Below are 12,983 nucleotides of genomic sequence, written 5' to 3'. Positions count from 1 at the left end.
GATTTAATTTTACCAGATTTGGATTCTTTTTTCGTACACTTTTTTCATGCACAGGGTGCGATCGAGAAAAGTGATCAGATCAAGCATCTGAGCATCTTGGAGAAATTATTTTTGCCTGTGTTATTTAGATTTGTTAAAGAACGAAACAACACGGTGCATTCCAAATAGTGGGTGCGCCGTGCATCTTTTAAGGGTTCTCTTTTAATCATCAGGCCTCTGACCAGATTTTTTGAGCCGTGTCGATAACACGTTTTAATTTGGCCCATTGCTCAGCTTCAGTCAATTTATTCCCTTCCTCAGTAGAAGCAAACCCGCATTGTGTAGACAGGCAGAGATTGTTCAGCGGAACATAATGAGTCGCTTCCCTGACGCGCTTTTCCAATGCTTCCTCTGATTCAAGTTCCGGAAATTTAGACGTGACCAGACCAAGAACAATCCTTTTATCCGAACCCTTGGTGAAAATATCGCCGAGCGGTGAAAAGTCTCCGGACCGTTCGTTATCGTATTCCAGGAAATACCCATCATAATTCAGCTGCGACAGGTATTTTGCCACCGGTCCGTAACCGCCGGAGAAAAGGAATGTGGAACGGAAATTTCCGCGACAGATATGGGTAGTGATCGTCATATCCTCCGGGCGGTCCTGAAGAGCACCATTGATGACGGTCACACTGTCTTTGGCAATTTGTTCATATTTTGCCTTTTCTTCAGCACTTTTGGCGTTGATGATCTGATTGATCAGAAAAGCCCAGGTTGTATCGTCAAGCTGCAGATAGCGACAGCCGAGATCATAGAAATGGCGAATGGTCTGACGATAGGCGACTGCCAGGTCCTTCAGAAAATCCTGGCGGGAAGCATAGAACTTAACGGCATTGTCGTCGCGATGGTCACGGAAATAGAGCGTGGGGCTGGGAATGGTTTGTTTTGCCAGAATCCCTTTGGGAACAATGCTGTTCAGAAATTCAAAGGCTTTGAAAAAAGGATGATCCGGATTATAAGACACTTTGTCCGAGAAACGAACATTCGTATCGCGTGTTTTTGCCCCCTTAAATTTATAGCTGGCGTGTTGTGAATAGGTTTCAACACCATTCAACCCTGCCAGAAAATCCAGGTGCCACCAGCTGCGACGGAATTCACCGTCCGTAACAGCTTTCAATCCGAGATTGACTTGTTTCGCGACAACTTTCCGTATTTCTTCATCTTCTACTTTGGTCAGATCTGACCGGGTAATTTCTCCTGAAAGGAACTTTTCGCGGGCGGATTTAAGTTCATCAGGTCTTAGCAGACTGCCTACCTGGTCGAATCGAAAGGGTACTGTTTTGGTTGTTGTGATAGCCATTTTTGTTTCCTCCTGAATGAGATATTGGTCAGTTAACGCTGGTCACTGTTTCCTGTTTCTTTTCATTGATTGCTGTAAGGCCCCTGGTGAAGTCCTTGATCAAGTCATCCGCATCTTCCAGACCGACGGACAGACGGAGCAGACCGCTGCCGATACCAGCTTTGATTCGCTCTTCTTCGCTGAGTTCCGCATGAGACATTTTCGGTGGATAGGAGAGGATCGACTCGACGGCGCCGAGACTAACGGCGAAAATCGGCAGAGAAATGTGGTTGACAAACGTGCGCGCCGCCGCCTCGTTTTCCAGTTCGAAGGAGAGCACGGCGCCGCCGGACATTGCCTGTTGCTTCTGGATTTTCGAGCCGGGATGTCCGGGTAATCCGGGATAGAATACCTTTTTGACTTCTGGACGATCCGAGAAGAATGAAGCGATTTTTAAGGCGGATGCCGCCGACTTTTTAATCCGTACATCCAGTGTTTTCAGGCCTCGCAAAAGCAGCCAGGAATCCTGGACGCCGAGCACGGCACCCAGTGCATTCTGCAAAAAATACAGCTTGTCTGCCAATTCTTTATTTCCGGCTACGGCCAGACCGGCAATAACATCACTATGTCCGGAAATAAATTTTGTCGCACTGTGCAGCACCAGATCGGCACCTAACTGCAACGGCCGCTGAAAGACCGGCGTCATAAAGGTGTTATCTACAAAGGTATAACATCGATGAACTTTTGCAATTTTCGCAATGGCGCGGATGTCTGAGACCTTAAGCGTTGGATTGGACGGTGTTTCGACATAGATGACTTTTGTGTTCGGACGGATGGCTGCCCTTACTTCATCGAGCCGGGTTGTATCGACAAAGGTGTGGTCGATACCGAGACGTCCAAGTACTTCAGTTAAAATACGAAAGGTTCCTCCGTAGACATTCTTGGGAACAACGGCATGATCTCCCGCTGACAGAAGCAGAAATGCTGTGGAAATAGCAGCCATTCCCGAGGCAAAGGCGAAACCGCGGACGCCTCCTTCCAGATCGGCAATGGCATTTTCTAAAGCGTCACGTGTCGGGTTTCCTGATCGTGTATAATCATATTTCCCAAAGTGATCAAAATCTGATTGATGAAATGTGGATGACAGATAGACAGGAACATTTGCCGCACCAGTCTCGGGATCTACCCGGACAGTGTCGCGGACAATCCGGGTCGGGAACTGATAATCGTCAGCCATTGACAGGCACCTCTTTCAAAAAATTTGTTGAAGCAATTGCGTAAAATAAAAAGGCTCTCTTCGGGAAGAAGAGAGCCATACGCTCGAATGTCTCTTCTTATCCCTCAGTCACATCACTGTGTCTGCTGGGATTAGCACCTTACCGGATCACGTAGATACGGCGGTTGCTGAAGCGTCATCGGGCCAGTCCCTCAACTTCTCTAGATAAGAAAATGAATCATTTTAACTTGTTTAGTTGAACCCTATTTTACGCCAAAAAGTTTTTTTTGCAAGCTTTCAAACATTATAATTTCGAATTTATTGAAACAGAAAGTATCGGGACCTGCCTGATTTTGGGAAGGAAGCCATGAAGTACATGTACCTATTGATGTGCCGGACTGTAAAGGCTTTGTTTACCTGGCTGGATCGAGTGATTGTAGAGAATAAACAGATTGAGGGATGAATAGATAGCCATAAGGATCAGCGAACCCTTCAGTTCCAGCTGATCTGATTTTACAACTGGCCTGTAAGAAGATAGACTATAATTGCAAACAATAGTAAGTAAAGGCACAGGGATGAAACCTGTTCTTATAAAAATCAAGGAGGCTGGATCGATGGTTCGTGTACTTATTTTAGGTGCCAATGGTCAGATTGCCCGACTTGCCGAGCAGCTGCTGCTTGCGGAGACAGAGGCGCAATTAACACTTTTTCTGCGTCGTCCGAATCGACTGACGCCGGCCGATGCCCGCAGAGAAAAAGTCATCGGTGGTGACGCGACTGATCAGAGTGCGCTTATCGAAGCGATGAACGGGATTGATGTGGTCTATGCCAATCTGGCTGGACAGAATATTGAAGAGCAGGCCAGAGCAGTGACCGCCGCCATGAATAAGAGCGGTGTCAGGAGACTCATCTGGATTTCAACGCTCGGTATCTATGATGAGGTTCCGGGCAACTTCGGTAAATGGAACAAACAGCAGCTGGGCAGCTATCTGGATCGCTACGGCGCAGCGGCAAAAGTCATCGAAAACTCAGGTCTGGATGAGACGATCATTCGTCCCGCCTGGCTGACAAATAAAGATGAAATTGACTATGAAACGACCGAGAAGAGTGAGCTGTTCAAGGGGACGGAAGTTTCCAGAAAAAGTGTTGCTGCTTTTGTTGTCCGCCTTATCCAGGATCCTTCAAAAGAAGTGCACGCTTCGGTCGGAATAGATAAACCGCATACCGACGGTGACAAACCCGCCTGGTTTTAAGTCGTTTTATTAGGCGCTTGTTTCTGGAATGCGCATTCTTTGAAAATAGTTACTTAATTGCACCACACCGCTGAACAGCATAAAAAGCATCACCCAAAGCTATAAATAAGACAAGATCGAGATAGATGGACCTGACGGAATGATGAATTTCGTCAGGTTCTTTACTTCGTGGAATCTAAAGGATATCCCAATTATTTGGTTACAGTCCTTTTATTTGACAGGAAAAAATGTATCAATTATTATACCCATAGGGGTATAAGGAGGGATTGTTCATGGAGTATACAGCGCAAATGAAAAATCGATTGAAACGAATTGATGGTCAGATCCGCGGAATTCTTAACATGATGGAACAAGGTGAAGACTGCCGCAGTGTAGTGACCCAGATGACTGCTGCCCGGACGGCAATGGATCGTGCACTTGGTTTAGTTATTGGAAAGAATCTGGAAGCCTGTCTGCGGGAGCAGATTGAGAGCGGTAAAGGATCAACTGAATCCATCGTAAATGAAGCGGTTCAAATGCTGGTGAAAAGTCGCTAAGGAATCAAGATGCCGTGAATCGATGGCGAAGGGAGGAAAAATAAATATGAAATGCCTGTTCTTTTGCAGACCTAAAATAAAGAAGATAAGCACTTCGGAACTAAAAGAGACTTATCTGCCTGATAAAAAGGGAAAATACTTTCTTGATGTGCGCACAAAGCCGGAGTTCAGCAGTCGATCCATCCCGGGCTTTATCAATATTCCGCTGCAAACTTTGAAAAATCATCTCAACAAGATCCCGAAAGAAAAAGAAGTCGTCGTCATCTGTCAAAGCGGTATGAGAAGCTCAGTCGCCTGCAAGTTTTTGAAAAAAGCGGGCTATGAAAAAGTGACCAATGTACGCGGCGGGATGAATCGCTGGTAGTTTTTTTATGGAGTAAATTATACCCCCACGGGTATAATGCTGTGCAGGTTTTTGATAAGAAATGATCCAGGGAGGAAAACAGCATGTATGAAGAACTGACACCTGAAGAAGTCGAACGTCTGGTGCGCAACCATACACCGTTAAGTATTATTGATGTCCGTGAACCGTTTGAATTTGCCGGGGGACATATTCCGGGGGCGATCAATATTTCGGTTAATGAGATTCCGAACCGAATCGGTGAAATCAACAAAGAGCAAGAACACATCATGGTTTGTCAATCCGGAAACAGAAGCGATGTGGCTTCTGCCATCCTGTCCGCAAATGGATTTAAGGTGAAAAATATGGCCGGCGGAATGATGAACTGGCACGGACCGATTGAACGCTAAGGAGGGAAATGCAATGAAATACGTCATTATTGGCGGGGTGGCCGGTGGGATGTCGGCAGCCACGCGGCTTCGCCGATTAAATGAAGAAGCAGAGATTATTGTCGTGGAACGCGGTCCTTATGTTTCTTTTGCCAACTGCGGTCTTCCTTATTTTATTGGCGGCGTGATCCAGGAACGGTCACAGCTGCTTGTGCAGACGGCAGAAAAGCTGTACCAGCGTTTTCGTCTGGATGTGCGGACAGAAAGTGAAGCAACACATATTAATCGAGAACAAAAGGAAGTGACCATTACTCATCATGGAAAGACTTATAAAGAAACCTATGACGCTTTGATTCTCTCAACCGGGGCGCACCCGATGCGTCCGCCAATTAAAGGAATGGACCAGGCGGAGCATGTATTCACGCTACGCGATGTTCCGGATGCTGAACGCATTGTTCACGATCTGCAGCAGCGTCAAGCAGATCGGGCCGTGATTATCGGTGCCGGTTTTATCGGCCTGGAAATGGCCGAGAACCTTGCAGAACGCGGACTTAAAGTGACGATCATTGAACGGGAGCATCAAGTCCTTCCCCCGCTTGACCCGGAAATGGCGGCCAGCGTAGAAGCTGAACTGAAAGAGCACGGTATTGAGGTGCTCAAAGGAAAAACCGTCACGGGTTTTGAAGAAAAGGGTGCCGTTCTGGTGATGGATGATGGGCGGCGCATAGCGACAGATTTGACCCTTTTATCAGTCGGCGTCGTTCCAGAATCAGCCTTAGCTGAGCAAGCAGGCTTAGCGCTGGGTATCCGCCGCAGCATATCGGTTAATGATCAGCTACAGACCAGTGATCCAAATATTTATGCGATCGGTGATGCAATCGAAGTGACTCAGACAATCAGCGGGAAAGCCGCAGTTATTCCACTCGCCTCACCGGCCAATCGCCAGGGACGAATGGTTGCTGATATTCTAAGCGGTATGAAACGCAGTTACAAGGGGACTCTGGGTACATCTATTGTGAAAGTTTTTGATACATCTGCCGCTGTAACAGGATTAAGTGAAAAAATGCTGCAGAGATATCAGATCCCTTATGAAGCGCTGCACACCAGTCCGCCGGATCACGCGTCTTATTATCCGGGCAGCTCGCAGATGACACTTAAGCTGCTCTTTGACCCGGAATCCGGAAAGTTACTGGGTGCTCAGGCGGTTGGCAAAAAGGGGATCGATAAAACCATCGATGTGCTTGCCGCGGCGATCCATGGACAGATGACGGTTCATGACCTGACTGAGCTTGAACTTGCCTATGCGCCGCCGTTTAACTCGGCAAAGGCTCCGGTTAATTTAATCGGTTATGCGTCAGAAAATCTGCTGGAAGGCAAAGTGCAGCATGTTCAGTGGAATGAGGTCGACCGGCTGGTAGAACAGGGGGCAATGCTCATTGATGTTCGGACAGCACAGGAATACGGGAACGGAACCATCCAGAGAGCGGTGAATATTCCTTTGGACGATCTTCGTGAACGATTACGTGAGATTCCGAAAAACCGTGATTTGATTGTGACTTGTCAGGTGGGCCTTCGCGGCTATCTCGCATCTCGTATTCTTGCTCAGAAAGGCTATCGGGTTAAGAATTTAGATGGAGGATATAAACTATATAAAACTGTTTTTCCGGAGAAAGTAACGGAATGAGGAAAGAAGAATAATTTATTCATTCGATGAAGCCGGCAGCGGTTACAGAAGTGCAATAAATAAATGATCCGAGCGACGATTAATAATTAAACGATTGACTGATTAAGAGTGAAAAAACTTTTAAAGGAGTAATTAACGATGAATGAAATTACTGTGTATACGACTAATACCTGTCCCTTCTGCCATATGGTAAAAAACTTTCTGAGAGAAAAAGGGCTGCTTTTTAAAGAAGTGAATGTCCAGCAAGACCCGGCTGCCGGTCAGCGTCTTGTCGAAACAACCGGACAAATGGGCGTACCCCAAACAAACGTGAATGGACAATGGGTACTCGGATTTGATCCAAATCGGATTATGAGTCTGATTCATGACTAATCTCTTTACCGACAACAAGCCGGGGAAATGAATCAGGACTAAAAACAAAAAATATGTTCTCAGCTGTTAAAATGGTTGCCTGTATGATAAGTATGGAGTGAATGGGCGTAGCACGTGAGGGGGTGTTACGTTCGGCGGTTTGGCCGGCTTCTGGGCGAAGCAACAAAATCTAATGTGAATCTATTTATCTAATCAGATACAAAACAACGATGTGGGTGTTTCACTGGTTTATTGACTGTGAAGCACCTTTGCCATGTAAATATAACAGGGTCCCGGCTGAGAATAAAAGCAGAGGTGCAAGATGCCGGCATTGACCCATAATATCCATTTATCTCTTCCAATTATTCCGTTGATCGCGACAAGACGTTTGCTAAAGCTTTAGTAATTCCCTCAATCGATTGATCCTCCTCATCTGCGAACCAACTTAAAATAGCGCTAATTGAACCATTGACAAAATAGGAAAAGTAATACTTTAGAATGTGAGGATCCTGCTCATGAAAATCCTCTTTAAATTCCTCGATCGCTTGTTCCTGTACTTCAGAAAACAACTCATTGATCATGATACCGTCACGGTAATTTGCCAAAATCAATTGGCTAACTGCTTCGTTATCTTTAAGTATAATAATCAGTCTTTTTAGCCAGTCATGAAGCTGTTCTTGCGGACGCATGGCTAAAACCGGTCGGATTTGATTGGTCAGATCCGTTTCAATGTTATGAAATAAATCAAGCGGGTCGTTAAAATGCAAATAAAAGGTTCCCCGATTGACATCCGCTTCCCTGCAAATTTGAGTAACCGTTATTTTGGAGAGCTCATTCGTGTTCAGAAGACGTAAAAAGGCCTCCTTGATTACCTGGATCGTATATTGGGTGCGTCTGTTATTCTTTGTACCCACCATCAGATTCACCCTTTCCTTCATTTATTAAACAATACGTGATGTGTTTGTTTATTCAATAACAGAAAACGAAAAATTACATATTGAACTTAACTTTTACGTTTACTATACTATCAGCATGGTATTAAATCAACACTGTGTTCAATGAATTCTAAGAGGAGAATAAATGAGGTTTTTAGAAGATAAGCATACATTTAAACGATGCACCACTGAGATTCGACAATGCCTCTCCATAATAAATAAATTGCTGAACATAGATGTTAAATCGAGAAAAGACGATATCTGCTTATGAGTCGTCTTCATGAACAGGTGAAATTCATTTAGTTTTTACGGGGAGGATCAGAAGTGAGAGGAATCATTAAAGCGCGTTGGCTCATTTTATCCTTATGGCTTGTTGCAACGGTTGTGCTCGTTGCTATGCAGCCGGATATCAATGCCATCCTGAGAGACAGAGGGCAGAAGGCATTAAACGAAAACAGCCCGTCGGTACAAGCCGACGCCATATTGAGTAAAATGGAAAGGTCGAAGGGAACCAATGACCTTATTGTCTTTTATGATAAGAATAAAATTTCCAATAATGAGCTGAATCAGATCAGGCAGGGTGTGGAACAATTACGTGATGATGCAGACACGCTCGGAGTTGCCGAAATCATGGATCCCTTCAGCCTGCCTGAAGCGAAAAATTCGCTGATTTCGAAAGATAAAACAACGGTAATGGTGAGCTTCAAGTTAGATAAAAAGTCTCGAGAAATCGATGATATTAAGAAAGCTATTGATCAGCGGCTGGACAAGGTCACGGTTACTCATTATCTGACCGGCGAGGATTTCATTAATAATGACTATTTAAAGGCATCTCAGGGCGGAGTTGAGAAAAGTGCGGCACTGACCGTTCTGTTCATTTTAATTGTTCTTGTCCTTATGTTTCGATCCATCGTGACACCGGTCATTTCGTTACTTGCGGTTATGTTCTCCTACCTTTGCTCAATGGGGGTCGCTGCTCAGCTGATTGACAAAGCAGGTTTCCCGCTAACCAGTCTGACGCAGATGCTGCTTATTCTGATCCTGTTCGGCATTGGGACCGATTATAATATATTGCTGTTAAACCGCTTTAAGGAAGAACTGTCAAAAGGATTGTCTATTGACGATGCGATTGTCTCGACTTACCAAACGGCCGGAAAAACGATTTTCTACAGTATCCTGACTGTCTTTATCGCTTTTGCGGCACTTATATTCTCTCAATCGCCAATCTATCGGTCGGGCATTGTCGTGGTCATTGGTGTTGCGTTTCTGTTGCTCGAGATGATCACCCTGACTCCGTTTGCGATGAAACTGCTCGGTCAAAGGCTGTTCTGGCCATCCAAAAGTAGTAAAGGACATGGGGAGAACAGAATGTGGGCAGGAACTGCAACGCTCGCCACCCAGCATCCGATTGTTTCCGTAATCGTTGTGGCTGTACTTATTGTTCCGGCCGTGTTTTTCTATCAGGAAAAATTAAACTTTGATACGATCAGCGAACTGGGCAACAGCTATCCTTCCTCTAAAGCCATGAATATTGTGGCGGATCATTTTGGCAAAGGTAATGCAATGCCGGCCACTGTCGTCATTGAGAATAAAAAAGCTTTAGACAATAACGAATCTCTGGCGGCAATCGATCGACTAACCGGGCAACTGGAAAAAATTAAAGGCGTTAAAGAAGTTTCTTCCATAACCAGGCCTCAGGGACAAGAAGTGAATGGGTTTTACATCGGTGATCAGACGAAGTCGGTCACAGAGGGATTGTCCGCGACACGGAAGGGCGTCGATCAGATCGGCGGCGGTCTGAAAACGGCTCAGGAAAAACTTGGCTCGGCTGATTTCTCTAAAGTCAATAAGATGGTCGACGGAACAGCCAGACTTGAGAATGGCATGACTGCTCTCACCAGCGGACTTAAGCAAATTCAAAATGGGCTCGGAGGCACCGGTCAATCACAAAATATCAGTGACGGGATCGGACAAATTGAAAGTAATCTTGAAAAAATGAGTGGTGCTGTGCATACACTCGCTGATAACTATGATCAGATGCAGTCCGGCTATGCAAAAATGGGCACCAGTTATCAAGACACCGCAAAAGCGCTGCTCGGCGTCAAGAATGCACTCACGCAGATGCAAATGCTGACGGCGGCGCTCGGTGAAAGCAGTCCGGGAGTTGCCAGTGATCAGAACTATCTTCAATTAAAAGCAGGCATCGATCAGTTGTCTGCATCATTGGCCAGGATCACCCCGGAAGGCATCAATGCATTGAACAAGAACTACAATGCACTGACGACCGGATTCAAAACGGCGAACACGCATCTGGCTGAGATGAGTGCCGGCCTGTCCAAAATGGCGGAAGGACTTGTAAAAACGAAAAGCGGTCTTGACAGCGCCTCTTCAGGCATCGGAAAGATCGTTACCAATATGGACCAGGTAACGGACGGACTGGGACAAATGAAATCCGGTCAGCAGAAGCTGGCAGATGGGCTTAACGGGTTCCATACATTCAGCGACAAGCTGGCGGATGTCAATAAAGGATTGGATCAAATATCCAGCGGCCTGGGAAAGACCAACACTTTTCTCACGCAGCTTAATACAAATCGAAGCTTCTCAATACCAGATGAAGCACTGAAAGATAAACAGTATCAGCAGGCTTTGGATGCGTTCATGTCCAAAGACCGGACCATTACCAAAATAACGGTGATTCTCGATAATGACCCTTATTCAAAGCAAGCTTTAAATACAATCAGGCACATGAATACAACGGTGGAGAACGGAGTGAAAGGAACAACTTTGACTGATGCCAAGGCAGCCGTTTCCGGTCCAAGCTCGACAACCTATGACACAAACAATGTTCTGACAAAAGATTTGAATCGCTTAACGGTTATTGTACTCATTGGCGTGTTGCTTGTACTGATCGTTGTGATGCGTTCCTTCTGGATCCCGGTGTTTATCACGGTGTCTCTAATGGGGGCCTACTATGCGGCCATGTTTGTCCTGAACGCTTTGTTCATCAGTATGTTTGGCCTGGAGGGAATCTCCTCTTTCGTTCCATTCTTCGCCTTTATCGTGATCGTTGCTCTGGGCGTAGACTACAGCATCTTTCTGCTGGCGCGTTATAAGGAATATCCGCTGATGTCGGGCAAGGAAGCGATTGTCGAAGCCGCAAAACGAGTGGGCACCATCATTTTGTCGGCCTTCGTGATCCTTGGGGGAACCTTCGCGACACTGATGCCGTCAGGAATTGTGCTCCTTATTGAGCTGGCAACGGCTGTCATTACCGGTCTGATCGTACTCTGCTTCATTATGCTTCCGATCTTTGTTCCGGCGATGATTTCACTCTTTGACTCGCCACCAAAGTTTAAAAGGAACGCAGAATGATCAGCGAATGATGAGTAAAACGAAAGGGCCTCGTCCAGTGCATTGAAATCAGACGAATAGTGGTTTCTCGTGCAGAAAAAAATGGATACAGAAATTCTTGAAAATAAAAATCCGAATGATTCAGATGAACGGATATAAATCTGATCATTCGGGCTTTTTTGTGAGATAAGCGGCAACCCAAAGGAGGAATTTAGCGAAGAAATCGATGAATAAAATCTTTCATCTAAGTTAATACAGATAATGTTTAACCAGTTGAAGGCAAAGGAGATGGCCTGCATGACTACAGAAACAGAAATCCCCCGTGATGATGGGCTGGATAATAGTCTGGCTTTGTTAAGGGAAGGGTATGTGTTTATCCGGAACAGATGCCGTCAGTTGCAAACTGATATTTTCCAAACCCGTCTTCTCGCTCAGAATGTGATTTGCATGACCGGACCTGAAGCGGCAGAACTCTTTTATGATGAAGAGCGGTTTGTTCGCAAGGGAGCGGCACCAAAAAGAGTCCAGAAAACGCTGCTTGGACAGAACGGCGTTCAGGGACTGGATGGCGCCCGGCACAGGCACCGCAAACAAATGTTCATGAAACTGATGAGTCCTGAACGCCTGCAGGTGATTGTCGATCTGACAAAAAAACAATGGCGGGAAACGAGTAAAAAGTGGATGCAAAGGGATCAGGTTGTCCTCTTCGATGAAGTGCAGGAAATGTTGTGTAAAATCGCCTGCGAATGGGCAGGCGTCTCAATCATCGACCAGGAAGTGAAAAACAGAGCGAACGATCTTGGCAAGATGGTGGACGCTTTTGGCGCAATGGGACCGAGGCACTGGCAGGGAAGAAGTGCCCGGGTAAGATCTGAACAATGGGCCGGACAAATCATTGAACACGTTCGAAAGGGAGAGATGGATCCCCCGGAAGATGCAGCCGCATACGCTATGGCCTGGTATCGCGAGCCAAATGGCAGGCTCCTTGACACGCAAATTGCAGCAGTAGAACTGCTGAATATATTAAGGCCGATTGTTGCGATCGCAACCTATATTACCTTTGGTGCCCATGCGCTTCATGAACATCCGGAATGTATGGACAAACTGCAGTCTGGAAAAGGGGACGTTCGCCCATTTGTTCAGGAAGTCCGCCGCTACTATCCTTTTACTCCCTTTGTGGGTGCCCGGGTGCGCCGGGAATTCGCCTGGAAGCAGTATCCATTCAAGCGGGGCACACTGGTCCTGCTCGATGTATATGGGACCCATCATGATCCCCGCCTCTGGGATCGGCCGGATGAGTTTCGGCCGGATCGTTTTCATCACTGGGCGGGCGGTCTATTTGACTTCATTCCTCAGGGGGGAGGAGACAGAGATTATGGGCATCGCTGCGCTGGAGAATGGTTAACCCTTAAAGTCATGGAGGCGAGTCTGGATTTTCTGGCAAATCAAATCATGTATCATGTACCCGTTCAGGATTTGAGCATCAGTCTGTCGAGGATTCCCACTTTACCCGCCAGCCGATTGATCATCAGTAACGTCAGGCAGAGAAATAACTGAAATGATCTAAGCACTCTGTCAGCATGAGCTACATCATCGGCGAGTTTCAGAAAAAT

At 46.1% G+C, this 12,983-nt stretch carries 11 protein-coding genes and 1 riboswitch; of the genes, 8 read left to right on the top strand and 3 right to left on the bottom strand.

The features are described 5' to 3' along the window. Positions 1-208 precede the first annotated feature (208 nt). Positions 209-1,336: a vitamin B12 independent methionine synthase gene (locus tag ABNN70_RS01250; protein WP_353948495.1), complete on the bottom strand. Its 1,128-nt coding sequence runs from the start codon at positions 1,334-1,336 to the stop codon at positions 209-211. Positions 1,337-1,364: 28 nt separating this feature from the next. Further along, positions 1,365-2,552 carry a cystathionine beta-lyase gene (gene metC / locus ABNN70_RS01245; protein ID WP_353948494.1) on the bottom strand — a complete coding sequence of 396 codons (1,188 nt, stop codon included), beginning with the start codon at positions 2,550-2,552 and terminating at the stop codon, positions 1,365-1,367. A gap of 94 nt (positions 2,553-2,646) precedes the next feature. After that, positions 2,647-2,763, bottom strand: a riboswitch (SAM riboswitch). A 382-nt stretch (positions 2,764-3,145) separates the two neighbouring features. Here metC and ABNN70_RS01240 point away from each other — a divergent pair. From ABNN70_RS01240 to ABNN70_RS01215, 6 genes are all read left to right on the top strand, one after another. Continuing rightward, positions 3,146-3,784: an SDR family oxidoreductase gene (locus ABNN70_RS01240; protein WP_353948493.1), complete on the top strand. Its 639-nt coding sequence runs from the start codon at positions 3,146-3,148 to the stop codon at positions 3,782-3,784. Between the two features lie 272 nt (positions 3,785-4,056). Next, positions 4,057-4,320 (top strand): metal-sensitive transcriptional regulator, encoded by a 264-nt coding sequence (locus ABNN70_RS01235; protein ID WP_129930205.1) that lies wholly within the window; start codon positions 4,057-4,059, stop codon positions 4,318-4,320. Positions 4,321-4,366: 46 nt separating this feature from the next. Next, positions 4,367-4,684, top strand: coding sequence for a rhodanese-like domain-containing protein (locus ABNN70_RS01230; RefSeq protein ID WP_129930204.1), 318 nt, complete (start codon positions 4,367-4,369; stop codon positions 4,682-4,684). An 83-nt stretch (positions 4,685-4,767) separates the two neighbouring features. Next, a complete protein-coding gene (locus ABNN70_RS01225) occupies positions 4,768-5,070 on the top strand; it encodes a rhodanese-like domain-containing protein (protein WP_129930203.1) in 303 nt (100 codons plus the stop codon). 13 nt (positions 5,071-5,083) lie between these two features. Beyond that, positions 5,084-6,733, top strand: coding sequence for an FAD-dependent oxidoreductase (locus ABNN70_RS01220; protein WP_353948492.1), 1,650 nt, complete (start codon positions 5,084-5,086; stop codon positions 6,731-6,733). A 138-nt stretch (positions 6,734-6,871) separates the two neighbouring features. Beyond that, a complete protein-coding gene (locus tag ABNN70_RS01215; protein WP_010631441.1) occupies positions 6,872-7,105 on the top strand; it encodes a glutaredoxin family protein in 234 nt (77 codons plus the stop codon). A gap of 341 nt (positions 7,106-7,446) precedes the next feature. Here ABNN70_RS01215 and ABNN70_RS01210 read toward each other — a convergent pair whose 3' ends face one another. Continuing rightward, complete coding sequence (locus ABNN70_RS01210; RefSeq protein ID WP_129930201.1) at positions 7,447-8,001, bottom strand: TetR/AcrR family transcriptional regulator; 555 nt, start codon at positions 7,999-8,001, stop codon at positions 7,447-7,449. A gap of 342 nt (positions 8,002-8,343) precedes the next feature. Between ABNN70_RS01210 and ABNN70_RS01205 the strand changes: the two genes are divergently transcribed. Both ABNN70_RS01205 and ABNN70_RS01200 read left to right on the top strand, forming a co-directional pair. Beyond that, entirely contained in the window at positions 8,344-11,391 is a 3,048-nt protein-coding gene (locus ABNN70_RS01205) for an MMPL family transporter (RefSeq protein WP_353948491.1), read from the top strand. Between the two features lie 276 nt (positions 11,392-11,667). Continuing rightward, a complete protein-coding gene (locus ABNN70_RS01200) occupies positions 11,668-12,927 on the top strand; it encodes a cytochrome P450 (RefSeq protein ID WP_353948490.1) in 1,260 nt (419 codons plus the stop codon). Positions 12,928-12,983 lie beyond the last annotated feature (56 nt).

Origin of the sequence: Sporolactobacillus sp. Y61, assembly GCF_040529185.1 — a bacterium.
Lineage (GTDB): Bacteria > Bacillota > Bacilli > Bacillales > Sporolactobacillaceae > Sporolactobacillus.
This window is presented reverse-complemented; position numbering and strand designations above follow the sequence as displayed.

Excerpts from the sequence above, each read along its gene's own strand:
- ABNN70_RS01250 (WP_353948495.1), bottom strand. The coding sequence starts at position 1,336 with ATGGCTATCACAACAACCAAAACAGTACCCTTTCGATTCGACCAGGTA.
- metC (WP_353948494.1), bottom strand. The coding sequence starts at position 2,552 with ATGGCTGACGATTATCAGTTCCCGACCCGGATTGTCCGCGACACTGTC.
- ABNN70_RS01240 (WP_353948493.1), top strand. The coding sequence starts at position 3,146 with ATGGTTCGTGTACTTATTTTAGGTGCCAATGGTCAGATTGCCCGACTT.
- ABNN70_RS01235 (WP_129930205.1), top strand. The coding sequence starts at position 4,057 with ATGGAGTATACAGCGCAAATGAAAAATCGATTGAAACGAATTGATGGT.
- ABNN70_RS01230 (WP_129930204.1), top strand. The coding sequence starts at position 4,367 with ATGAAATGCCTGTTCTTTTGCAGACCTAAAATAAAGAAGATAAGCACT.
- ABNN70_RS01225 (WP_129930203.1), top strand. The coding sequence starts at position 4,768 with ATGTATGAAGAACTGACACCTGAAGAAGTCGAACGTCTGGTGCGCAAC.
- ABNN70_RS01220 (WP_353948492.1), top strand. The coding sequence starts at position 5,084 with ATGAAATACGTCATTATTGGCGGGGTGGCCGGTGGGATGTCGGCAGCC.
- ABNN70_RS01215 (WP_010631441.1), top strand. The coding sequence starts at position 6,872 with ATGAATGAAATTACTGTGTATACGACTAATACCTGTCCCTTCTGCCAT.
- ABNN70_RS01210 (WP_129930201.1), bottom strand. The coding sequence starts at position 8,001 with ATGGTGGGTACAAAGAATAACAGACGCACCCAATATACGATCCAGGTA.
- ABNN70_RS01200 (WP_353948490.1), top strand. The coding sequence starts at position 11,668 with ATGACTACAGAAACAGAAATCCCCCGTGATGATGGGCTGGATAATAGT.